Source organism: Ohtaekwangia koreensis, from assembly GCF_900167975.1.
Classification (GTDB): Bacteria; Bacteroidota; Bacteroidia; order Cytophagales; family Cyclobacteriaceae; genus Ohtaekwangia; species Ohtaekwangia koreensis.
This window is the reverse complement of record NZ_FUZU01000002.1, coordinates 905,341-928,910: the sequence shown is the minus strand read 5'-3', so window position 1 is coordinate 928,910 and position 23,570 is coordinate 905,341. Positions and strand designations below refer to the sequence as shown.

Sequence of the window (23,570 nt, the reverse complement as noted above, 5' to 3'; positions counted from 1 at the left end):
TTTTACGACTATGAAAAAGAACAAATTATCTATACTTACCTTTTTAGCTATATCCTTCAGCGGACTTTTTTCTTGCCAGACTGACTTGCTCGATCTGGCTCCTGAAACCAGCTATCCATCAGAAGATGTTTTTGATACTCCTGTTCGAATCGATCAACAGGTAAACGGGTTATATGATTTTGTAAAAGACGGTAACTTCCTGGGATCACGCTACCTCGTTTACAACGATATTCGTGCTGAAGAATTTATAAACCGACTAACAAATGGTGTTACAGGCCTTCAAACATATAATCACACATTAGTTGAATCGACCAATGAGGTTAATAACTTATGGATTGCCGCTTATCAGGCCATTAATCAGATAAACGTTTTTCTGAAAGGATTAGATGACAATGCTGCTACACTTGTTCCTCCTATATTTCCTGCGACATTTGCTACAACCGCTGATGAATATCGTGCGGAAGCAAGGTTTCTCAGAGCTGTTTCATACTATAGCTTGCTTCAATTGTATGCACGCCCGTATGTAAATTCTAACGGCAGCGATCTTGGTGTGCCTTTACGCTTACAAGCTGAGGCTAACTTTGAGAATAATAACCTAAAACGAAGTACCGTTGCAGAAGTATATACTCAAATATTAGCAGATCTTGATTTTGCTGAGCAAAAACTTCCAGCCACCAGAACTGGAGCTATCGCTCCTAATCGTGCTCATAAGAATACAGCCATTGCTTTCAAGACAAGAGTATATCTTACTATGCATCAATGGGACAATGTAATTACAGAAGCTGATAAAATTGTCTCTGCTTCAGCGCCTTTTAAAGCACCTACCGGTGTAGCGCATCAGTTGTCTTCTACTTTTGCCGCTGTGTTTGCTACACCATATCAAAGTGCTGAAAGTATATTTTCCCTTCCTTTTTCAACGCTTGATCCTCCCGGAACACAAAATCAATTAGGATATTATTATCTACCTGCGTCTGCAGGTACGCCTTCTACTAACACTGGAAATGGCGAGTACTATCTAAATCGCAAAGGTATTTTAGGAGACACTGCTACGTTAAGCCTTGCTGATGATCGCAGAAAACAAACGACTAAGGTATATATCAGAAATTCTTCTCAGGTTATTACAGATAGTACATATTATCTGACGAAGTTCTCATCTGCATCACCTTATACAGATAGCTCGCCGATCATGCGTTATGCTGAAGTGTTATTAAACCTTGCTGAAGCAAGAGTAAGATCAACAGAGTCTGTTGATGCTCGTGCACTCGAACTTCTGAACGCAGTAAGAACAAGATCAAAAGGTGTAGCTTATGATGCCGCTGATTTTGCTGATTACGTTGAATTCATCAATGCGATTTTGAAAGAGAGAAGAGCTGAATTTTTAGGTGAAGGATTGCGATCAATTGATTGCATGCGGTTAAACGCACCTATTCCGGGTAAATCCACAATCTCTGCTGTGAATCCAAGTGATCCTAACTATGTATGGCCAATGCCATCTTCAGAGTTATTTGTGAATCAAGATTTAGAAAAGAACTAATAGGACAATAGTATTGAATGAAAAATCCCGTCTGATAATTTATCAGACGGGATTTCATTTATAACGTCTTCGGGTAATACTACCCCAACGCCTCTACAGATTTCACTTCTCCAGGCATCATTCTCGTAAACAGGTTTTCAATTCCTGCTTTTAATGTTACCATCGATGAAGGACATCCGCTGCAGGAGCCTTGTAATCTTACTTTAACAATGCCATCGTTGAATGAATGATATGTGATAGCACCACCATCTTGTTCTACCGCAGGGCGGATATATTCATCAAGAATGGTTTTTATTTTTTTGATGGTATCCGTTTCTTCTTCTTGAGCAGCACCATCATTTTCTTTTACTTCAATGATGAAGTTACCGCCTTCGAGGTATTTTTTAATATGCTCTTTTAACGTGCCCTGAATCTCAAGCCACTCAACATCTTCTTTCTTTGTAACGGTAACAAAATTACTGGCGAAGAAAACGCGATCTACAAACGGATATGAAAACAGTTCTTTCGCAAGCGGAGAAATACCAGCGCTTTCTACATCCGGGAAATCAAAGCTCATCGCCTCAGGCACGAGCATCTCGTTCACCACAAACTTCAAAGAATTTGGATTTGGATTTGATTCCAGGTAGATATGGACATTTTTCGGAACGGCCTGTAACATGATTTTTGGTTTATTATGCCAACAAAATTACAGGTTTTTAGTTCATGACGTACTGACTTATCAATACTATTGATAAGAGTTTGCCTATGGAATGGGAGACTCTGCTTCCAGCGCGTTCTCCCACTTGCTTACAACGGCAGTAGCAATGCTGTTTCCAATCACATTTGTGGCGCTACGCCCCATATCAAGCAGCGGATCAATACCTATCAATAATGCAAGACCTGCTTCGGGAATATTGAATGTAGCCAGTGTGCCTGCAATTACAACCAGTGATGCGCGAGGTACGCCAGCAATACCTTTGCTGGTCACCATCAACACCAACAGCATACTCAACTGAGTGCCTATAGGTAAATCTATATTGTAAGACTGCGCTATAAAAAGCGAGGCGAATGTCATATACATCATGCTTCCGTCCAGGTTGAAAGAGTAGCCCAGCGGGAGCACAAAACTTACGATCTTATCTTTACAACCAAACTTCTGCAACTCCTCCATCGTCTTTGGGAACGCGGCTTCGCTGCTCGATGTACTGAACGCCAACAACACAGGTTCCTTAACGCGTCTGATCAGATTTATGATACGTTTGCCTATGATCAGGAAACCGGCAACACCTAATAACAACCATAACAACGATAGGCCTATATAAAACTCACCAATGAAAAGAGAGTACGTCTTGAGTATACTTAATCCTTGCTTGGCAACTACAGCAGTCATTGCTCCGAAAACTGCGAGTGGTGCAAAGTTCATAACATAGCCGGTAACTTTCAGTATAACATGTGCTGCGGCATCAAACGCTTTAATCACAATTTTACCTTGTTCGCCTATGGCTGCCGTTGCAACACCAAAGAACAATGCAAAAATTACAATCTGAAGGATTTCATTTTTTGCCATGGCATCAATGATGGAGGTAGGGAACATGTGATATAAAAAGTCCTTTACAGAAAATCCTACGCGTGCTACTACACTCTCATTACTGTCAGGCAGGGGCAGATGCATCGCGATGCCTGGCTTAAATATATTTACGAGTATCAACCCTAACAGAAGGCTTAAGAGTGATGCGCTGATAAACCATAGCATCGTCTTCCCTCCAATACGACCAACTGAATTTATGTCACCTAATTTTGCAACGCCAACAATGAGTGTACAGAGTACCAACGGCGCAACGATCATCTTAATCAGCCGCAGAAAAATATCTGCAAAAAGTGAGAAGGGCTCCATCTTTTTATCTCGTGCCGACAGAACTTCACTTCGTTGTTTGGCTATCAGTTTCTTTTCTTGTGCGAGTGTTTTATATACACTGCTATCGGTAGCTTTTTGTAATTGCGTATTGAAGCTTTCAATCTTTACATCCGCAGCCTGAATGGCTTCATTTTCCTGGTTCACATAACTTTTATTCAGTATAAAGCCCAGGGCAATTCCAATGAAGAGAGCAATGATTATATATAGTGTGAGCTTGCTTTTCTTTTCAGGTTTGATTTCAGCCATAATACGTTCTTAACGAAATTAGTAAGTAGGTTTAAGCCTATGACAGGCTAACGGTCATACGTTGACGCAATATACTTGAAAAAGATTTCGGTCCGAATTGTTCTTATCCCGATGGACAGCGGTTTGATAAAAAACGTTATGCCGCCGTTGAGATCTTAAAGCTTTGAGGTTTTTGCACGCAACAGGAAATCTGCAAGCACAAGCGCAGCCATAGCCTCCACTATAGGAACTGCACGGGGAACGACACAAGGATCATGTCTTCCCTTACCACTTACTGTTGTTTCGTTACCATGTTTATCTACACTGGGCTGATCCTGCATAATAGTGGCCACGGGCTTGAAGGCAACATTAAAGTAAATATCCTCGCCATTGGAAATGCCACCCTGAATACCTCCGGAAAAATTTGTTTTTGTTTTAATCTTCCCGCCCTCGTTGTAAAACTCATCGTTGTGTTGTGAGCCACGCAGCTTTGTACCTTCAAAGCCACTTCCGTATTCAAACCCCTTCACTGCATTTATACTTAGCATGGCCTTTCCGAGCTCTGCATGGAGTTTATCAAATACAGGTTCACCAAGTCCTACAGGTGTATTCTTTACAACACAGGTGACGGTTCCTCCGATGGTATCGCGATCCAGCCGCACAGCATCAATCAACTCAATCATCTTCTCGGCTATAGCGCTATCCGGACAACGCACTATATTATCTTCTGTTTTGCTTAGGTCAAGCGTTGTATAGTGCGGCGTTTTAATTTCACCAACTTCCGATACATACGCATGGATATCTATACTATATTCCTTCAGCAGCAACTTCGCTATAGCACCGGCTGCAACACGTGCCGCAGTTTCCCGTGCAGAGCTTCTTCCTCCACCGCGATAATCACGTATACCATACTTGGTTTCGTAAGTATAGTCTGCATGCGATGGACGAAATGTTTCTGCTATATGGCTATAATCTTTACTGCGCTGATCTTGATTTTCAATTACGATTGCAATCGGAGTTCCTGTGGATTTACCTTCGAAAACACCACTGAGTATTTTGAACGTATCATCTTCTTTACGTTGCGTTGTTATTTTGGATTGACCTGGCTTTCTGCGATCAAGCTCTGATTGAATATACGTTTCATCAATCAACAAACCTGCAGGACATCCATCGATAATGACACCGATAGCCGGGCCATGTGATTCTCCGAAGGTTGAAATCTTAAATAGGGTTCCGTACGAATTGCTCATGCGGGGTCGAAGATAGGAGATGGATGTGAATTAAAGTAAGGGTCGTCTTCTTTTTATGACAATGTCATTTCTTAAATACCAGGAATACAGCAGCGCCTACCATTACAACAATGAATCCATTGAAGATCCATTTCTGCCACTGGTTATTTGTTACCGGCTGAAGTGTATTGTCGGCATTGTCGATCTTATCATAAAAGCTACCAAGGTCGTTGGATTGTATTGCTTCATTTTTCTTGCTCTCCCCTGTAACATATACTGTAAGCTTCGATTTCAACGTATCGTATTTTGCCTTGGCGGGATTGAAGTATACCCATTGAAAGTAATCTCCAAGTTTATACTGGCCCGGCTCTTTGGGAATCATAAAGTAGTTGAATGATTTCGTACCCGTCACGCGATTTTTTTGATGCGTAATGTTTTGCTGAACGTTGGGTTCATAGAACTCAAAATTCCCATCGCGCTTAAGCAACGGTTTCTCAATTGCAGAGATATTCCCTTCACCATATATATTGAATTCATACGGAGCACTGTTGCCAGTCTCAATATCTACGTTACGCATGCGTTCCTCAAGATGATAATCACCTACTGCTACAACATCTTTTAACGGGTGTGGGGGAAGTGGTTTTACATTCACACGTTTCGGTTTACTCCTGAATGTTTTAAAGTCTTCTTTTCTGTTCTGACCAAAGAAGGAAGGATTCTTTGCAACCTTATACTTGATCATCTGCATATCAAAAGCAGGGAACACAACGGGCTCTGTGTTGAGAGGATATAGTGTTGCCTGATAAATTTTATACTGTGTGTAATCCTTCCCGTTAATCGTTATACTCTCCCCCTCGATATTTTCAATGTTGAAATTTTCTTCCCAGCAGTTTACAGGTTTTACTTTTTTAAGGATATCTGTGATCTGCTTTCCGAGTTCATAAAATTGTAAAGGGGCGCGATTTTCTGTTGCCACAAAGAATGAGATCGTAGTATTGAATCCTTCTCCTACATATACTTCATCTTTACTGGTCGTGAGTGCGAGAAAGGCATCTTCTTTTATATCCACAAACTCCGGTTCGCCTTTACCAAAAAAATCATCCGGACGATCAAAGAAGTCGCGAAGAGGATCACGTTGTTGTTGCACTGGAGGGCCAACCTTTACTTTTTTTCCAGGTACATTAATCGGTTTGTCATTTACCTTCATTGTAAAAGAGGGCACTGTAATAATTCCTTGCTTGACTGGCAAGTACGTTGTGATCACACTTTGTGATGAAGAGATTTGTCCATTGATAATGTTTGTGCTCGACTGCGTAGATGTACCTCGTTTTCTAAATCCACTGATCTCCGGGAAATTATCATAGCTTTTTAGCCGATCATTCTGTGCCGTAATGGTGATCGTCCAAGCCTGGTTCTCCCCCACTTCGTCAGGCCCCAGTGTAATCTGCACCGATTGTGCATATACAGTTGCTGATAAAAGAAACCCTGTTAAAAGTCCTAAACTCGCCTTTATCGAAATATTTATACGCATATGAAAACCTTATCCTAATTAAACGTTACAAAAATACTGAAACATCAAATGGCATCTAAGAAGAGGACGTTAATCGGTAAAAAGCTTATTTTTTCTGCTTACCTGCCCTTAAAACTACCCTTCTTTTAGGCACCTTAATAAAAGTTAAGGCCTGTTCTTTTGGATATTCAGATAATTTTTTACCTTAACATATGTTAGGGAAACCTATTTTTTTAACTATCAAATTTTGCCATGCTGCATTACGCGAAAACTGTTCTTACAAAAGTGAGTTTCGATGCCCTTCTGTTCGAGAAGGAGCTGCGAAAAGCTATCAAGCTGTTGATAGCAGATGAAGTAAATGAACTCAAACGTTGGTGCTATACCAGCTTTGGGACAGAACATGAAGCTATTTTAAACCGTTGCTTTGTGGTTGCCTAGAATTAGAACTCATTAACCAAAAACTTTTGACCCCCGACCTAAAAATCGGGGGTTATTTTTTGAAGACCAGCAAGTATACATATATATCTCCAAAGACTATTCTTCCCTGATAAACTGTATATTTCTTTTTAAACCTTCCAGCTTGGTACGCTTTACTGGGGAGTGACGAAAGATCTTTTGAAAGACTTCATCGGTTATTTCTTTCCAATCCTTCAACGACATTTTTTCAAGATCGCCATCGGGCATAAACCTGGGCTCGTGATGTGGTTTTGAAAAACTATTCCACGGACAAACATCTTGGCATATATCACATCCAAAAATCCAATTCTCAAATTTACCCTTTACATCATTGGGTATCTCTTCCTTTAGCTCTATGGTAAAGTAAGATATACACTTGCTCCCATCAACAACATAAGGTTCTGCTATAGCATCGGTAGGACAAGCATCTATACAGGCAGTACAGGTTCCACAATAATCTTTTACAGGTCCATCGTATTCCAGTTCAAGATCGATGATCAATTCCGCGAGAAAGAAAAAGCTTCCCATCTGCCTGTTGAGCAGCAAGCTATTTTTGCCGATCCACCCTAGCCCACTTTTCTTCGCCCATGTCCGTTCCATCACCGGAGCAGAATCTACAAACGCGCGACCGTTCACTTCACCAACCTGTTGTTGCAAACGCTCCATAAAAAGCTTCAACTTGTCTTTGACTACAAAGTGATAATCTTCTCCATAGGCGTACTTGGCAATTTTAAGTTGTCCTTCTTTTGCCAGATCTTCTTTGGGAAAGTAATTATAGATCAGACTGACAACAGATTTAGCGCCCGGTACCAGTAATGTAGGGTCAAGCCTTTTATCGAAGTGATTCTCCAGATAGCTCATCTTCCCTTGATAGCTTCGCTTCAACCATGCCTCCAGACGCGGAGCTTCCTCATGCAAAAATTCCGCTTTGGAAATTCCACAAAAACTAAAGCCCAGCTCTGCCGCTATATGTTTTACAAGATGAGTATACTGTGCCGGTTGCATGGTTGCAAAGGTAACGCAAAACGTGCTTCAATAATTTTTCCTCGCAGGTTTGCATTAAATGCTATCTGTGTGTCTTTGCCGAAAGATTTTTTTATAGCGGTATCAATTGCAACTGCTGTAGTTCCGTCTTCACTTGTGCAGGCGATTGAAAATGAATGGTGTGCAAGCCTACAGCTTTCGCACCTTCTATATTCTTGATGTTGTCATCAATAAAAAGTGATTGTAAAGGATTGACTTTATATCGGTCGAAAAGAATGTTGTAGAAATCAGGAAACGGTTTTCTTGTCTTCTCAACACCCGATACTACTATACCTTCAAACCAATGCAGAAATTCAAAGTTATCAAGTGCCCATGGAAAAGTTTCTGCCGACCAATTGGTGAGCGCATATAGTCTGTGAGGCGAATTGTTTTTAAAGTACTTTAAAATCTCTACAGTCTCGTGAAGCGGCCCTGGAATTGTCTCTTGCCACCGATCGTACCACGCGCGTATAGGTTGCTCCCACTCCGGATGTTTTGTGATGAGTTCGAATGTTGCTTCTTCAAATGAGCGGCCGGCATCCTGTGCATCATTCCATTCATTGGTACATATATTTTCGAGGAACCACGAAACTTCTTCTTCTGTCTTAAATATTTTGCGATATAGATAACGCGGGTTCCAGTCAATTAAAACTCCACCCAAATCGAAAATAATCGTATTGATAGTATTCATGAAAATATATAGTGCTTGGCGTTGAATGTTGTAGTCGTCTATTGAAAGCGTTGCAATACTCTTTCTGAAACCATTTCCGGAGTGATCCGGTTCAGACATGCAAAATCTCCGCGAAAACATTTTTCTCTTCCATAAACAGAGCAGGGTCTGCAAGACAATTCTTCGCGGCTGATCTGCACTATATTCGTTTCATAAGTATAGTTATAGGGGCCAAATCCAACATCCGGATGTGTACCTCCCCAAATAGAAAGCAACGGTGTTCCTGATAAGGCTGCGAGGTGCATATTGGAAGAATCTACACAAAGCATCAGATCCAAGTGTTGCATCAAGGCGATCTCCTGACGAAGTTTTAGTTGCCCTGCTATAACCTCACAGTTCTTCGGAAATTTTTGCTTTAGTGATTCAAAAAATTTGACCTCTTTTTCACCTCCTCCGAATAAGAAAAATTTAGCAGGAGTCTTCTGTAGTATAGATTCAATAAGGAGCGGATAGTTTTCAAGCGGCCATATTTTTGATTTGTGCATAGCGAAAGGCGCTATGCCAATCCACTTGGTGACCTCCATCGATTTTTTATACCCGAACCATCCCGAAGCACTTTGGATGGATTCACTCAACGAGAGGTATGGAGCTTCGAGCATTTTAAAAGGATAGCCCGCCTTTTCAAACGCCTTATAATACCGCTCTACTGTATGCGGTAGGGGTGTCGTTATTTTATTCTCTTTACGACTGAATGCTTTTTTCTCTGCACGTCCTTTTTCAAACACGACTACACGTGAACCAAAGAGTTTGAAAAGCGATCGCAGAATCTTGGTGCGAATGTGATCGTGCAGATCCATCACCAGATCATACGGCCCTTTGCGCATGAGTTTCCGAAAGAGATCGCGCAGACCAAATATACCGGTATATGTATAGTCAACATCTGCAGGAAAAACTGTGACACGTTCTATATCGAAAAACATAGGACCGAATTTCGGTCTTGTCACTACAGTCACCTCAACATCCGGATAAGCAGCCGTCAGTGACTTGACAACCGGTACAAGCAACGCAACGTCACCCATTGCTGAAAACCGAAGTATAAGTATCTTCTTCAAAACTTATTATTTTTTCTGACCGTATAACATCGGATTCAATGAAGCATCATTGTACATCTTCATCTGGCGATATACTTTGAATCTGCGATTACCCTGGCCTATATCTTCAATCAGTTCATCAAACGCAAGTTGCATGTCTGTTTTCTGTTCCAGTAATATTGAAAGTTTAGCCTGGCACTTCGCTATATGTTCAGCACTCGCATCTTTCCGCTCAGTCTGTTCTTTCATGTGATAAATCTTCAGCATCAAAATGCTCATGCGATCGAGTAACCACGCTGGCGTTTCTGAATTTATACGCGCACCGGGTTTTGGAACTACATTTTTAAATTGATCGAGAAAATAATCATCAACCTTCTCCACCATGTCTGTTCGATCCTGATTGGACTTATCTATTCTTCGCTTCAGCTGAATGCCTTCTGCAGGATTTATTTCGGGCAACCGGATAATATCCTCGAGATGCCACTGCACGGTATCGATCCAGTTCTTAGCATACAATAAAAACTCAAAACTCTCTGACGGATAATTATTTTTGATGGGAGTGTCCACATGATCGTGAACGTGATAATCCTGAATACTCTGTTCAAAAACATTATAGCATTGAATTGCAGATAGCATAATCGAAATAATTAGATCGCAATTTAACCGTTATCCGTGAATCGTTACCAGTTATCGTTAGCCTGCTATCCGTTATTTTTAAGTCAAATTTAAAATCCAGCAAGTGTCATCACATCATTTCGTAAAAGAAGGCCAGGAACCTGCATTGCTCATTGCCGATGCATTGTCGTTGGAGCTTGTGCAACCTTTATTGGAGTGGGCTCCCCTGGTGATAGTCATTGATACTGCATTGGATGAAGTACTGTTATGGGGAATTAAAATAGATGTTGTACTGGCGGATGCGCGTACAGCGCCTACGTTGCGTGAAAAGTTAATAGACCAATATCCGGTTAAGATACTTTCTTATCCTGTGGATGAAGATCCGTTGACGCATGCTTTTTCATTTTTAATTACTTCAAAAAATTTAGCTGTTACTGTCATTACCGAACATGTTGAAAACAGATTTCATTTTGCTTTAGAATATCCACAGGTTCAGATCGTACTGATGAATCATGACTATAAATGGTCACTTCATAAAAAATATTTTGAAAAATGGATCGCAGCTGATTCATGCCTATACATCCATAAAAATAGCGCAGGTCAAAATTTTAAATTAAATGGCTTAACAGCTGATGGTGACCGCTTTAAAGCAATACACGATGGCATTATCACGGTATATTCTGAAGATGTTTTTTGGATCGGTGAATCCTTTTAAAAAATCTTTTTCCCCCGATAGGGGTAAATCTTTTCCAGATTGTCATAACCTCAGACGCTTAAAAACGTAAATTTCGCTGTTAAAAGAAGACCAAAAAGCAGTGGAATTCACGGAACAACTAACATTGACCTCGCTACGAACTGGCGATATAACTGCTTTTGAGATGTTATTCAGAACCCATTATCAACCTCTTTGTAATTACGCATATACCTTCGTACAGGATCGTGACGAAGCGGAAGAGATCGTGCAGTCTACATTTCTTTCCGTGTGGGAAAAGCGTGAGAATCTGGAAATACGCACGGCAGTAAAACCATATTTATACGCCATGGTGCGCAATGCTTGTCTCAATGTGTTAAAACATGAAAAGGTAAAGCAGCAACATGCCGCAGTAGAGATGGCTGTCGCAGAAAAAAGTGTTGAGTCAGTCACACGTACTGTGATAGCTTCCGAACTGGAGACACGTATTTATGACGCCATGGAGAAACTTCCGCAGCAATGCCGTCTGATCTTTAAACTCAGCAGATTCGAAGAACTAAAATATTCAGAGATAGCAGACCAACTGGATCTTTCCATAAAAACGGTAGAGAACCAAATGGGTAAAGCACTCAAAATCATGCGCGAGCAGTTGAAAGATTATCTGCCTTTATTGATTGTATTGATGAACGGGTTTCTTAACTAAGAGCATTGCAACACACCGATAACGATATTGACGAACTGATTGGTAAGTACCTCGCGGGTGAAGCTACACCGGAGGAGTCTGCTTATATAGAAAACTGGCAATCACAAAATGATACTAATCGAAAGTATGTCGATCAGTTCAGAACGATTTTCGTCAAAGCATCTGCAGTAAAAGAATGGCAGGAGTTTGATACCGATGCTGCATGGGGTAAACTTCGATCCAAACTGCACAGCCCAAAGGGACGTGAGGTATCGATGCCTCCAACACAACAACCACAACGTTTTTTATACCTGAAGATTGCAGCAAGTATATTGATTGTATGTAGTATAAGCTTCTTTATATACCGCGGAATGAACGCGCCCATAAAGTCCATTGAGGTTGTTGCCGAAAAGCAGACTATAGGAGATACCCTTCCGGATGGCAGTGGTGTATTTTTGAATAAGAAAACGAAGCTCACATACTCTTACAACAAAAAGAAAAAAAGTCATATCGTAAAACTGAAAGGTGAAGCCTACTTCAATATCAATCACCAGGATGACAAAAAATTTCTGGTAGATGCTGAAGGTGTTTTCATTCGTGATATAGGAACCTCTTTCAATGTAACAGCATACCCTGAATCCAATACAGTTGAAGTTCTTGTAGAGGAAGGTGAAGTACAATTCTTCACAGAAGATAATGCAGGTATACATTTGAAAGCTGGCGGCAAAGGTGTTTATGATAAAAAGAACAAAACGTTTTCAATAGAACAGCCAGAGAGCAATGTACTCTCCTATAAAACGAAGTTCTTTAGTTTCAGCAATGCCGATCTGATCTCTGTTGTGGAAGCATTGAATCATGTTTACGACACTAAGATTGTTATTGGAAAGAACCTGCAGAATTGTCATCTCACAGTATCTTTTAATGACGAAGACATTCATGAGATCGCGCAAGTAATTGCTGAGACATTAAATCTCAAGGTAAGAGAAACTTCAACCGAAATTATTCTGGAGGGTGAGGGTTGTGAAAACCAATAGAACACTTTTGTTCCTGGTCGTTCTCTTGCTGACATTGCTCACTCCGGGAAAGGCCGCTGAAGATCCCAAAACACCTTTACTGGAACGTGTTATCACCATTAACCTGGAGCAAGAAACAATAGCCTCTGCGTTGAAAAAGATTGGTGAGCAGGCTGGCTTTACCTTTTCTTACAATTCAGATATACTCGCATCGAATAAACTTGTTTCCTATAATGCTGTAAACAAGCCCGTGCGCGAAATACTCGATCATATTTTCAAAGGATCGATTCAATATAAAGAGCGGAGAAAACACATCATTCTTACAAAAGCCAAAGACATTTCAAAAGATACACGGAAGCTAAGTGGTTATATCATTGATGAAGCCACTGGCGAGCGATTGAAAAACGTAAGTATATATGATCCTATATCTCTGTCGTCTGCAGTTACGGATGCATATGGTTTTTTTCAGATCGAAATTGAAAAACCTTCCAATGAAGAGATCAGCCTCACAGTTCAAAAGCTAAACTATAGCGACACGGTTGTGATGGTTCCGGGCGATGGAAGAGGATTGCTCAACGTCCCGATCAGGATCGATAAAGAAAAGTTCAACGTCATCGCAGACAGTGTCGGAAAGAAACTAAAACGATTTTGGATAGTGACCAAGAGCGCCACCATTCAAGCTATAAACATGATCAACATTGACGATACTCTACATCGTCATTTTCAGTTTTCACTGATTCCGTTTATTGGTACCAATCACAAACTCAGCGGTAATATCACCAATGATTATTCATTGAACATGCTCGGTGGATATTCACTGGGTGTAGAAAAACTTGAAATCGGTGGCTTGTTCAACACGGTGCGTGGCGATGTTCATGGTGTACAGATTGCAGGACTCTTCAATGGTGTGGCTGGTAAGACAAGAGGTGTGCAACTGGCAGGCATGCTCAATTCTAACTTCGATTATGTGGAGGGCGTGCAGGCTGCAGGATTTTTAAATTTCAACGCTGATACTTCACGAACAGTAGCGCTAGCCGGCTTTCTCAATCTCGGTCTTCGAGACTCTCGTGGATGGCGGGCTGCCGGCTGGGGTAATGCTACATTAGGGAAACAGGAAGGTCCGAGCTTAGCCGGACTTTTTAATTTTTCAACTGACAATGCAAGTACAACGCAGGTTGCAGGTATGCTTAATTTCACGGGGAGATCTTTTACAGACGGAGCGCAGGTTAGCGGGCTGGTAAATTTTGTGGGGGGAAATATAGATGGCGCTCAGGTATCAGGCCTTCTCAACGTAGTGGGTAAGCGCATACGCGGTGTACAGCTTGGTGTTGTAAATTATGCTACAAAAGTAAGAGGCACACAAATCGGATTGCTGAATATATCCGATAGTATACAAGGAGTACCTGTCGGATTTTTAAGTATTACCAGCAGAGGCGGGTATCATAAAATTGAAGTGTCTGCTGATGAAGTGTTTTATACTAACGTGGCTTTCCGCACGGGAGTACGGCAGTTCTATAACATTCTTACGGCTGGAGCCAAACCTGAGACGTTTGGAGACGAGGAAACTATCTGGACATTTGGCTACGGTCTCGGTACAGCACCCAAGCTTTCGCGTAAGCTTTTTATGAATATAGATCTCACCGCGAACCAGGTTGTAAAAGGCAATTGGACAGACGCCATCAACATGATCAACAAACTATATGTAGGTGTTGATTATCAGTTTGCAAAAAAGATGTCGGTCACCGCTGGCGTTACCTTAAATGTCCATCTTACAGATGTGACCTACCAGGATTATCCTGAATTGTTCACAGACTACAAACCTCATTTTTTCTCTGAACACACCTACAGCAACGACATCAATTCGAAAATGTGGTGGGGAGGAAAAATCGGTATTCGATTCCTATAGTGCCGGAGTAAGTTGCGTCTTCGGATTTCTTCCTAATTCTTTCAACAACTTTCCATGTCCTACCAGTGCACCTATAAACGTTGGTTCTGATTTATAGGGAAGCCCGAACTCTTTCGCAGTTTGCTCTACGATCTTCGAGATATGTCGGTAATGTACGTGGCAAACATTCGGGAACAAATGATGTTCTACCTGGTAGTTCAATCCACCTACATACCACGAAAGTATTTTGTTTTTGTTTGCAAAATTAGTGGTAGTATGTAACTGATGGATCGCCCAGCTGTTTTCCATTCTTCCTTCTTCGTTTGGTAACGGATATTCTGTTCCATCAATAACGTGAGCCGGTTGAAAGATAACAGCCAGTATAAAACCAGCTATATAATGCATCAGGAAAAATCCAGCAAACCATTGCCAACCATTAACAGGCAGAATCCATAGAGGAATCGCCACCATATATATAAGATATACCACTTTCGTTACAATCAGGATTGTCCACTCTTCACGAATATCTGCTTTCTGATTTTTTACCAAACCATCTTTCTGGTAGCGGATGAGGCGTACGAAATCTTTTATAAACACCCACACAAAAGTCATTAACCCGTACAGGAACCAGGCATATATATGCTGGAACTTGTGTATAATTTTCCAGTCGCTATAGGGTGTCATGCGCAAAACACCACGCGGGCTGATGTCTTCATCTACATCATGTATATTGGTATAGGTATGATGCAGTACGTTATGTTGAACCTTCCAGTTAAAGGCATTTCCGCCTACTACATTTAAAGAATATCCGAGCAATTGATTTACCCATTTCTTATTGGAATATGCGCCGTGGTTTGCATCATGCATTACCGACAGTCCAATTCCTGCAAGGCCACACCCCATAATAAAACAAAGAAGCAGCATAAGCCATCCGTTGCTTATTGTACCAGTGATCATCAATATATAGGGAGCAAAGTACAGCAAGTACATAAACGCTGTCTTGACCTTCATCTCCGAATTTGCATATCGGGATATATTGTTGCTCTTGAAGTACTCATTCACCCGTTGATTTAATGTTGAGAAAAAATCGCCACGTAAAGGGGAGAATTTAATGGAGTTGGCTGATACGTTCATTGACTAATATTTTGGCTGGAACATCTCCACCTATAACCGGAAATGTTTCTGAAAGTTAAGTATAATACACCTAGTAACGAGTGTTAGCGGTGTCGTATTTTATAATGGGAAAACTATAATAATGTACCATTTGAAATAAAAAACCGGGTATATCCGGGCAAAGCCACATCTTGCCACTAAGAAATTTATGTTACATGTTCCCGTATGGCGATATGAGAGCATGTAACATTTTATTGATGATTAATTTAATTCTGCTATAACCGTTCTACCACCTTTTGTGATGTCACCAATCTTGCATGTTACTTTCGCATCAAGGGGAAGAAATATATCTACGCGTGATCCGAACTTTATAAATCCAAACTCTTCGCCTTGGTCTAACACTTGTCCTTCCTTTACATAGCATTTTATTCTTCGCGCCAACGCTCCGGCAATCTGACGGAATAAAATCTCAACTCCGTTTTTAGTCTTCACCACTACCGTTGTTCTTTCGTTCTCAGTACTGGATTTAGGATGCCATGCCACCAGATATTTACCCGGATGATAGCGAAAGAAACTGATGATACCACCCACCGGCATACGATTAACATGCACGTTCACGGGTGACATAAAAATCGAGATCTGTTTTCTTTTACCATTGAGGTATTCGGTCTCTTCGGTCTCTTCGATTACTACTACTTTACCATCCGCAGGAGCAAGTACCTGCTTTTCATCTTTCGATATGGAAAAGATCGGGTTTCTGAAGAACTGAAGAATTAACAGGTAAAATATTACGCTGGCGAGTATAACACTGTTTTGTACCAGCGCACTCTGAGGAAAGAAGTACAGTATAGCCCAGTTCAATCCAAAAAGAACAAGAAGTAAAACAAACAGTAGTATGCGGCCTTCGCGATGAATGGTCATGTTTAAATTATTTAATCAGGGACTCTATGTTATAAAGAAATACAGCAAGTCTTTTCAGACTTGCTGTGCAAATTTAATGTGAAATCCGGGATCGAGCTTACTAAAATTCAGAAAATAGAACCTTACATCACCCGATTTTGATTAGTATCCTCCACGGAATTTATAGGTCTTCGAAACTTTGTCGATCGCTACCATATATGCGGCAATACGCATAGGCACTTTATATTCTTGTGCTGTTTTATACACGTTGTTGAAAGCATCTTTCATGATCCGGTCGCTTCTGCGATTCACACGATCTGCCGTCCATTTATAGCCCAGGCGATTTTGCACCCATTCAAAATAAGATACCGTAACACCACCTGCATTCGCCAGGATGTCAGGCACAACCATAATTCCTTTTTCGTTTATGATACCATCGGCCCGTGAAGATGTAGGACCGTTCGCACCTTCTACAATGAGCTTCGCTTTAATGCTCGATGCATTCGAACTGGTGATCACATCTTCCGTTGCAGCAGGCACGAGCAGATCTACCGGAAGTGTGAGTAATTCCTCATTGGTTATTTTCTCAGCTCCTTCAAAGCCATCAAGTGATCCCTTATTAGCATCCCTATACTTCATAGCTAATTCGATATCCATACCTTTCTCGTTGTAGTATGCACCCGAAAGGTCACTCACAGCCTGCACAATCAGTCCGCGTTCATGCATCAAACGTGACGCCCATGAACCTACGTTTCCAAAACCTTGTACGGCACAAGTAGCTTTATAAGGATTGATCTTTAATTTTTCCATAGCTGCCATGGCAGAAACCATAACACCACGGCCCGTGGCTTCAGTTCTTCCCAATGAACCTCCCATTACAAGAGGCTTACCCGTTACAACGGCATGGGTAGTCATTCCATGATTACGTGAATACTGGTCCATCAACCAGGCCATTTCGCGAGGTCCTGTTCCCATATCCGGTGCAGGTATATCTTTATCCGGACCAAACACATCGGCCATCGCTTGAGTATAGGCACGCATCAGTCGCTCTATTTCACCGGCAGACATTTCGCGTGGGTTACACGTTACACCACCTTTTGCTCCACCGTACGGTATATCTACAACGGCACATTTCCATGTCATCCAGGCAGCGAGTGCTTTAACTTCATCCAGGTTTACATGCGGATCAAAACGGATTCCTCCTTTTGAAGGACCAAGAATGGTTGAGTGGATCACACGATATCCTTCAAATACTTTGATGCTGCCATCATCCATCGTAACCGGCAACGAGACGATCACCTGACGTGCAGGATTCTTTAACACGTTGTAAATCTCTTCTTCCAATCCAAGAATTTCAGAAGCCACTTTAAAACGCGACATCATAGCCTCGAAGGGATTCTCTTTGTCCTTAAGCGGGGCCGGTTCAATATAAGCCATAGAATAAAATTTAGAAATCAGTTAATGATATGTGTCCAAACCATAAATACTAAAAAAACGATCCGAAAACGGTTGCAAAGATAGATAAATTCATCGCTTGCATTTTCGTTTCAGAACAAAAGGTGGTGTTCGGGCAAAATGAAACCGAGTATTTTCGGGAGAATCCAATCCGATGAAATTTCATTCCGCAAAAACAGATTTTTCAATAGTTTATTTTTTTGAAAACCTTTCTATGAAAGATAGCCAAATCGATTTTGTGATGCTAGTGTATCCTGTAAAGTCACATTAAATATAATATTTGACTTCCTGAAATAGTACATCGTTATACATAATCGTTGCAGATGTATAAACTTTGCAGTGCAGCACAGGGATCATGTATATACTTCGAATGGACTCACAACGGGTTACGCCCCTACCTTGTAAAGATCAGCAGGCAATTACATATAGTACTTCATCAAAAGTATAGTTGGGATAGATCACTCCCTAACAAATTCCGTATACCTCAACTGGATTTCCGTTTATATCGAATACCGAAGATGATTATCGCAATGTTGAGGATGATAGAAACTATGTTCGTTCCAATGATTGGTATATCGTCACGAAGCACACCATACCAGATCCAAAGGGCTAAACCGGCAAATAGTATCAGGAGATAGAAAAGTGAAATATCACGCGCTTCCTTTTCGCGGATAATTTTTATTAACTGCGGCAATAATGATATCGCGGTACAAACCCCGGCAGCAATACCTATAATTTCGGTTGACATCTCTTTTACAGTTACTCACATAACAACACGATTAACCCTTACCCACATAGTCGACTCGATGCGGTTACGGATTATACTATATATTGATTATTATTTATTCGGGCGTGCGCTACGCCATAGAGATTTACCTAGCACTATCGATAGTACTGAAATGCATTTAGTGTTTTGCCAATGATATCTCGCTCGGAAGTGCCTTCACATATTCATCTCCGATGCGAATTGTATAGACTAATCCTTTAGCCTTAATTTCTCTGGGGCGACCATAAACAATACCCTCCCTGTTTCTATACATAATAGAATCACCATTTTTTATCTTTTCCATAGCAATGTTTATTTTTTATTTCTCTGTGTCAAAATTCCGTGCCAAGGGAGAAAATCATTTTTATGGAATAGTTTTTTAAGCTTCCCCCCTGCTTTCTCAATACAATATTTACTAACCAAAAAACATAGCATTATGAAAGACAATAAGAAAACGACCTTTCGTCCGCATTCGCCTGAATCCAACAATCCAATGGTTCGTGAATTGCTGGACTGCGCCATTGCCTGTGAGACTTGTGCAACAGTATGTTTACAAGAACGCGATGTAAATATTATGACGCGATGTATAGAGCTGAACCGTGAATGTGCTGAGCTTTGTATACAGGGAGCAAGACTGATGCAGCGTGATTCGGAAATTTTACCAAGCTTCATACGCGTATGTGAAGAAGCTTGTCGCATGTGTGCCGAAGAATGCCGGAAGCATGATCATGATCATTGCCAGCAGTGCGCGGACGCTTGCGAGCATTGTGCCGAAGCTTGTCACGAGTTTGACGGAAGCATTGAATTGAAATAAGCGTAGTGAATACGAATTCAAAATAGTAAGCCGCCAGGATGGCTTATTATTTTGAATTTAAGGAAGTATATATTGAAGGTATATATCTACTTTTTCTTCGGGAGCCGGAATCGCAGCCTTACTTTCACTTTGTCATTTACAACTTCTTCGTTGCGTTTCGAAGGCGCCCACTTCGGACCACTCTTGATAAGCCTGATCACTTCTTCATCGCATCCATATCCCAACCCTTTCAATACTTTGAAATCGCTAAGCTTGCCCGATGCTTCTACTGTGAATTGAATGGTAACTCGTCCTTCAACTTCATTGGCAAGTGCCTGTTCCGGATACTTCAAACTTTTCTCCAGGTATTGTTTATAGGCAACCCTTCCTCCTTTGGGAGTTGCAAATTCTATTACAGGCCGCTCTTCTTCTTCAGAAACTTTTTCAGCACCGTATCCCACCACCACTACTTCACTTAACTGTGAAACATCCTGTTCCAGGGCAACGTCTACCTTATCCGTTGTAGCAACTACTTCCTTACTTTCCATCCCTATAAATGAAAAGACAAGATCTTTATTGGTATCCGTTGTTGTTACCTGGTAGTTACCTTGCATGTCTGTTACGGTGCCGACATTTGTATCTTTGATCATTACGTTTACTCCGGGCAGTCCTACACCGTCTTCAGCAGAAGTAACTTGTCCGCGGATCACGATCGGAGTCGCTATATATCCGCTGCTCACGGAAGGTTGAGCAGACACTTCAGATTTCCGCACTTCATCATCCGCTTTATCCAACGCTCTGTACTTTGCACGACCATCAGCTTTTTTTAACTCTGTAGCAGCAGGTACTTCTATAGGAGCAGACGCTACCTTTTCGCTCGCGAGTATATCTTCCTGTATTTGTTGCTCGTCCATTACCAGTGATTGCGTTGAATCAAATTGTAATCTATAAGATGCAGCTTCTTGTTCTGCCGGTTCCGTTGCAGGAGCTGTTTCAACATTACCTGCAGGTTGATCTGCGAAAAACTGATCGCCTTCTACAATCTTCGTTTCTTCCGGTTTGTTGAGGCTTAATAAATTGTTATTCGTCTTTGAGTCCCTTATAGTTATTGAATCACTAGCAGAAGAAGTGGCATCTGTTGGAGATACTTTTTCCGACAGTGGTTCTATTGCTGCCTTATTCTGTGCGAGTTGTTTGGATGAATGATTTGTGAGCAGGCTATAGATAATGAACCCCGATATAACCAACAGTAGAAAACCGGCTGCGATACGTGCGGGCCAGATCCACATCGGCACAACCTTAGCACGCCGTGATTGAACACGTTCCTCCAATGCCGCCTGAAGCTGTTTAAGGTCAGCATTAAAATCATCGGCAGGTATATCTATAGCACCTTCCAATGCTTCCGCCAGAAAAGGGTCGTTCAAAGCCCTGCGTTCAAGCGCATGCATTTCGGCTGGCGTCAGTTCGCCCCGTATATACTTTTCGATATCGTGTTGCAGGTCAGCCATGTTGATCCATGCAAATCTTGAGGTTACGTTTTCCGTTTTGTATATAACTCTTCACCTTGTTATCATCAAAGCCCGTAAGCTGAACGATTTCTTTATAGCATTTCTGTTGCAGGTAGAACAACTGAACACATTGTTTCTGTTCCACCACCAGTGTTTCCATGCACTTCTCCAATTTAGTAAGATTTGCTTCCATTTCAGGCTCATCATCCAGATGAAAAACAGTATCGTTTTCCATACGCAATGAAGAAAATTCTTCAAACTTTTTACCCTTGCCTGCACGAAGCTGCATCAGGCAATGATTACGCGATGTAACAAAAAGCCAGCTTTTAAAATGTGCCACTTCATGTTCCCGCAGGGTAACGATCAGTTTTTCGAAAATCTGCATCACAGCATCACGGCTTTCTTCACGGTCTTTCAGGTATTTCATACAGACACCGTATACCAGTGTCATATACCTGTCGTACAGTTCTCCCAGCACAGCAAGCTCACCATAACGCCTATACTCTAATAAGAGATCGGCATCGGTTAATGACTTATGGACTTTGGAAGAAGACATGCGCGTTGAAAAATAGAAAAAAATTTCTTCACCGTTATGGAATCTTTTTCCCGCCTGCATCTCATAGGCAAATCAAATCATCCTGATTATGAAAAAAACTATTTGGATTCTGGCCGCACTGATCATATTCAGCAGCGGATTTATAGCTCCCGAGCCTCGTACAATTACGGGTATTGTTACTTCTGCGAGCGATGGCAGCGCGTTGCCAGGTGTTACCGTTATACTGAAAGGAACAACCACAGCAACATCAACGGATTATGCGGGCGCATATAAAATTACAGTTCCTTCCTCAGGTGGTATACTTATATTTTCATTTATAGGATTAAAATCGAAAGAGATAAAGATTGGTAGCGCTAATACCCTAAACGTTGCCCTGGAAGAGGATGTACACGAGTTGAGCGAAGTTGTAGTGGTTGGTTATGCAGTGCAATCCAGGAAATCTGTTACAGGGTCTGTTTCGGTTATAGATTCCAAAACAAGTATGCCCGAAGCTATATATGCTAAGCGCGATGATTATCAGGAATCTGAGTGGAACACAGAAGAGTATGATGCTATACATGAAAATATCTTTCATGACGCTATAAAGAATCCACTGTCAACTTTTTCCATCGACGTGGATGCAGCTTCCTATAGTAACATTCGCAGGTTTATAAACAATGGCAGTCGTCCTCCGAAAGATGCTGTGCGCATTGAAGAGATGGTAAATTACTTTGACTATGACTATGATCAACCCGAGGGTAAAGATCCCTTTGCAGTAATTACAGAGATCTCTACTGCTCCGTGGAATTCAAAACATAAACTGGTACATATAGGCTTGCAGGGTAAAAGAATCCCTACCGAAAATCTTCCTTCCTCCAATTTAGTTTTCCTCATTGATGTGTCCGGCTCAATGGATGAACAGAATAAACTTCCTTTATTGAAATCATCTTTGAAGATGTTGGTGGAAGAACTTCGCCCACAGGATCATGTTGCCATCGTGGTATATGCTGGTGCTGCCGGCCTTGTACTCGAACCTACAGCAGGCTCTGATAAAAAGAAAATTATAGAAGCACTCGACAGACTTGAAGCGGGTGGTTCTACTGCGGGTGGTGCCGGTATAAATCTCGCTTATGCAACTGCGTTGGAACACTTTAAGCAAGGCGGAAATAATCGTGTGATACTGGCAACCGATGGTGACTTTAACATTGGCGAATCCAGCGATGCATCCATGGAACGCTTAATAGAAAGCAAGCGTAAGGATGGAATCTTCTTAACCGTATTGGGTTATGGCATGGGCAACTATAAAGATTCTAAAATGGAAATACTGGCAGATAAAGGAAATGGTAATTATGCCTATATCGATAATATCACAGAAGCACGTAAAGTTCTTGTAAATGAATTTGGTGGAACATTGTTCACCATTGCAAAAGATGTGAAGCTGCAAATCGAATTTAACCCATCGCATGTAAAAGCATACCGCCTCATCGGCTATGAAAACAGAATGCTGAAAAGCGAAGACTTTAACAACGATAAGAAAGATGCTGGCGAACTTGGCTCAGGACATACAGTCACTGCGTTGTACGAGATCATTCCCGTTGGTGTAGAGAGTGAGTTCTTCAAAATTGATGAACTGAAATATCAAACCTCGAAGATTGACCCGGCTGCTAAACGATCGGATGAATTGATGACGATTAAACTTCGCTACAAAAAACCAGATGAAGATAGCAGCAAGCTTATTGTACATCCGTTGAAAGATACTAACATCATGCTATCTAAAACTTCTGACAACTTCCGTTGGTCTGCAGCAGTCGCTGGTTTCGGAATGCTGTTACGGGAATCTGAGTATAGTAAAGACTTCACGTACGATGACGTTGCCCGGTTAGCACAAGGATCGCGGGGCGAGGATAAAGAAGGATACCGTATTGAGTTTATCAACATGGTAAAATCTTTCGGAATGGTAGCAAGCCGATAAATTTCATAAT

23 protein-coding genes are annotated in these 23,570 nt (G+C 41.4%); 8 read left to right on the top strand and 15 right to left on the bottom strand.

The genetic code is table 11. The features are described from left to right. Positions 1 to 10 precede the first annotated feature (10 nt). The gene (locus B5Y40_RS16980; RefSeq protein ID WP_079687972.1) at positions 11 to 1,534 is read left to right on the top strand and encodes a RagB/SusD family nutrient uptake outer membrane protein; all 1,524 of its coding nucleotides are present in this window, start codon (positions 11 to 13) and stop codon (positions 1,532 to 1,534) included. 79 nt (positions 1,535 to 1,613) lie between these two features. On the opposite strand, the gene B5Y40_RS16975 is transcribed toward B5Y40_RS16980, so the two are convergent. From B5Y40_RS16975 to B5Y40_RS16960, 4 genes are all read right to left on the bottom strand, one after another. Next, positions 1,614 to 2,192: a NifU family protein gene (locus B5Y40_RS16975; RefSeq protein WP_079687971.1), complete on the bottom strand. Its 579-nt coding sequence runs from the start codon at positions 2,190 to 2,192 to the stop codon at positions 1,614 to 1,616. A gap of 84 nt (positions 2,193 to 2,276) precedes the next feature. Next, positions 2,277 to 3,674 carry a dicarboxylate/amino acid:cation symporter gene (locus tag B5Y40_RS16970; protein ID WP_079687970.1) on the bottom strand — a complete coding sequence of 466 codons (1,398 nt, stop codon included), beginning with the start codon at positions 3,672 to 3,674 and terminating at the stop codon, positions 2,277 to 2,279. Positions 3,675 to 3,829: 155 nt separating this feature from the next. Further along, a complete protein-coding gene (gene aroC, locus B5Y40_RS16965; RefSeq protein WP_079687969.1) occupies positions 3,830 to 4,903 on the bottom strand; it encodes a chorismate synthase in 1,074 nt (357 codons plus the stop codon). A gap of 64 nt (positions 4,904 to 4,967) precedes the next feature. Further along, positions 4,968 to 6,413: a BatD family protein gene (locus B5Y40_RS16960; protein WP_079687968.1), complete on the bottom strand. Its 1,446-nt coding sequence runs from the start codon at positions 6,411 to 6,413 to the stop codon at positions 4,968 to 4,970. A 231-nt stretch (positions 6,414 to 6,644) separates the two neighbouring features. Between B5Y40_RS16960 and B5Y40_RS16955 the strand changes: the two genes are divergently transcribed. Next, complete coding sequence (locus tag B5Y40_RS16955; protein WP_079687967.1) at positions 6,645 to 6,830, top strand: hypothetical protein; 186 nt, start codon at positions 6,645 to 6,647, stop codon at positions 6,828 to 6,830. Positions 6,831 to 6,926: 96 nt separating this feature from the next. Here B5Y40_RS16955 and queG read toward each other — a convergent pair whose 3' ends face one another. From queG to B5Y40_RS16935, 4 genes are all read right to left on the bottom strand, one after another. Then, positions 6,927 to 7,853, bottom strand: a complete 927-nt coding sequence (queG, locus tag B5Y40_RS16950) for a tRNA epoxyqueuosine(34) reductase QueG (protein ID WP_079687966.1) — start codon at positions 7,851 to 7,853, stop codon at positions 6,927 to 6,929. 91 nt (positions 7,854 to 7,944) lie between these two features. Continuing rightward, complete coding sequence (locus B5Y40_RS16945; RefSeq protein ID WP_079688477.1) at positions 7,945 to 8,562, bottom strand: HAD family hydrolase; 618 nt, start codon at positions 8,560 to 8,562, stop codon at positions 7,945 to 7,947. A gap of 38 nt (positions 8,563 to 8,600) precedes the next feature. Further along, the gene (locus B5Y40_RS16940; protein ID WP_143785798.1) at positions 8,601 to 9,653 is read right to left on the bottom strand and encodes a glycosyltransferase family 9 protein; all 1,053 of its coding nucleotides are present in this window, start codon (positions 9,651 to 9,653) and stop codon (positions 8,601 to 8,603) included. A gap of 6 nt (positions 9,654 to 9,659) precedes the next feature. Continuing rightward, on the bottom strand, positions 9,660 to 10,268 hold the full coding sequence (locus tag B5Y40_RS16935) for a DUF4254 domain-containing protein (protein WP_079687964.1): 609 nt from the start codon (positions 10,266 to 10,268) through the stop codon (positions 9,660 to 9,662). A gap of 103 nt (positions 10,269 to 10,371) precedes the next feature. Here B5Y40_RS16935 and B5Y40_RS16930 point away from each other — a divergent pair, with 103 nt between their 5' ends. The 4 genes from B5Y40_RS16930 to B5Y40_RS16915 all read left to right on the top strand — a co-directional run bounded on the left by B5Y40_RS16930 (position 10,372) and on the right by B5Y40_RS16915 (position 14,539). Beyond that, positions 10,372 to 10,962, top strand: a complete 591-nt coding sequence (locus B5Y40_RS16930) for a hypothetical protein (protein WP_079687963.1) — start codon at positions 10,372 to 10,374, stop codon at positions 10,960 to 10,962. A gap of 100 nt (positions 10,963 to 11,062) precedes the next feature. After that, positions 11,063 to 11,641, top strand: a complete 579-nt coding sequence (locus B5Y40_RS16925) for an RNA polymerase sigma-70 factor (RefSeq protein WP_079687962.1) — start codon at positions 11,063 to 11,065, stop codon at positions 11,639 to 11,641. Between the two features lie 5 nt (positions 11,642 to 11,646). Beyond that, on the top strand, positions 11,647 to 12,654 hold the full coding sequence (locus tag B5Y40_RS16920) for a FecR family protein (protein ID WP_079687961.1): 1,008 nt from the start codon (positions 11,647 to 11,649) through the stop codon (positions 12,652 to 12,654). After that, on the top strand, positions 12,641 to 14,539 hold the full coding sequence (locus B5Y40_RS16915) for an STN domain-containing protein (RefSeq protein ID WP_079687960.1): 1,899 nt from the start codon (positions 12,641 to 12,643) through the stop codon (positions 14,537 to 14,539). The genes B5Y40_RS16920 and B5Y40_RS16915 overlap by 14 nt, the downstream gene beginning before the upstream one ends. On the opposite strand, the gene B5Y40_RS16910 is transcribed toward B5Y40_RS16915, so the two are convergent. The 5 genes from B5Y40_RS16910 to B5Y40_RS29675 form a co-directional block, all read right to left on the bottom strand. Next, a complete protein-coding gene (locus tag B5Y40_RS16910) occupies positions 14,534 to 15,652 on the bottom strand; it encodes a fatty acid desaturase family protein (protein WP_079687959.1) in 1,119 nt (372 codons plus the stop codon). The two genes, B5Y40_RS16915 and B5Y40_RS16910, sit on opposite strands and share 6 nt — an antisense overlap. Positions 15,653 to 15,892: 240 nt before the next feature. Beyond that, the gene (locus B5Y40_RS16905; protein WP_079687958.1) at positions 15,893 to 16,552 is read right to left on the bottom strand and encodes a phosphatidylserine decarboxylase family protein; all 660 of its coding nucleotides are present in this window, start codon (positions 16,550 to 16,552) and stop codon (positions 15,893 to 15,895) included. Between the two features lie 141 nt (positions 16,553 to 16,693). Further along, the gene (locus B5Y40_RS16900; protein WP_079687957.1) at positions 16,694 to 17,968 is read right to left on the bottom strand and encodes a Glu/Leu/Phe/Val family dehydrogenase; all 1,275 of its coding nucleotides are present in this window, start codon (positions 17,966 to 17,968) and stop codon (positions 16,694 to 16,696) included. Between the two features lie 502 nt (positions 17,969 to 18,470). Further along, positions 18,471 to 18,734: a SemiSWEET family sugar transporter gene (locus tag B5Y40_RS16895; RefSeq protein WP_079687956.1), complete on the bottom strand. Its 264-nt coding sequence runs from the start codon at positions 18,732 to 18,734 to the stop codon at positions 18,471 to 18,473. 157 nt (positions 18,735 to 18,891) lie between these two features. Continuing rightward, the gene (locus B5Y40_RS29675; RefSeq protein WP_159453724.1) at positions 18,892 to 19,056 is read right to left on the bottom strand and encodes a hypothetical protein; all 165 of its coding nucleotides are present in this window, start codon (positions 19,054 to 19,056) and stop codon (positions 18,892 to 18,894) included. 132 nt (positions 19,057 to 19,188) lie between these two features. Here B5Y40_RS29675 and B5Y40_RS16890 point away from each other — a divergent pair, with 132 nt between their 5' ends. Beyond that, complete coding sequence (locus tag B5Y40_RS16890) at positions 19,189 to 19,566, top strand: four-helix bundle copper-binding protein (protein ID WP_245840602.1); 378 nt, start codon at positions 19,189 to 19,191, stop codon at positions 19,564 to 19,566. 86 nt (positions 19,567 to 19,652) lie between these two features. Here B5Y40_RS16890 and B5Y40_RS16885 read toward each other — a convergent pair whose 3' ends face one another. Together B5Y40_RS16885 and B5Y40_RS16880 are read right to left on the bottom strand one after the other, a co-directional pair. After that, positions 19,653 to 21,053 (bottom strand): energy transducer TonB, encoded by a 1,401-nt coding sequence (locus B5Y40_RS16885; RefSeq protein ID WP_079687955.1) that lies wholly within the window; start codon positions 21,051 to 21,053, stop codon positions 19,653 to 19,655. Continuing rightward, positions 21,046 to 21,609, bottom strand: a complete 564-nt coding sequence (locus tag B5Y40_RS16880) for an RNA polymerase sigma factor (RefSeq protein ID WP_079688475.1) — start codon at positions 21,607 to 21,609, stop codon at positions 21,046 to 21,048. Before B5Y40_RS16880 ends, B5Y40_RS16885 begins: the two co-directional genes overlap by 8 nt. Before the next feature lie 88 nt (positions 21,610 to 21,697). Here B5Y40_RS16880 and B5Y40_RS16875 point away from each other — a divergent pair, with 88 nt between their 5' ends. Further along, positions 21,698 to 23,560, top strand: a complete 1,863-nt coding sequence (locus tag B5Y40_RS16875) for a vWA domain-containing protein (RefSeq protein ID WP_079687954.1) — start codon at positions 21,698 to 21,700, stop codon at positions 23,558 to 23,560. Positions 23,561 to 23,570: the final 10 nt, after the last annotated feature.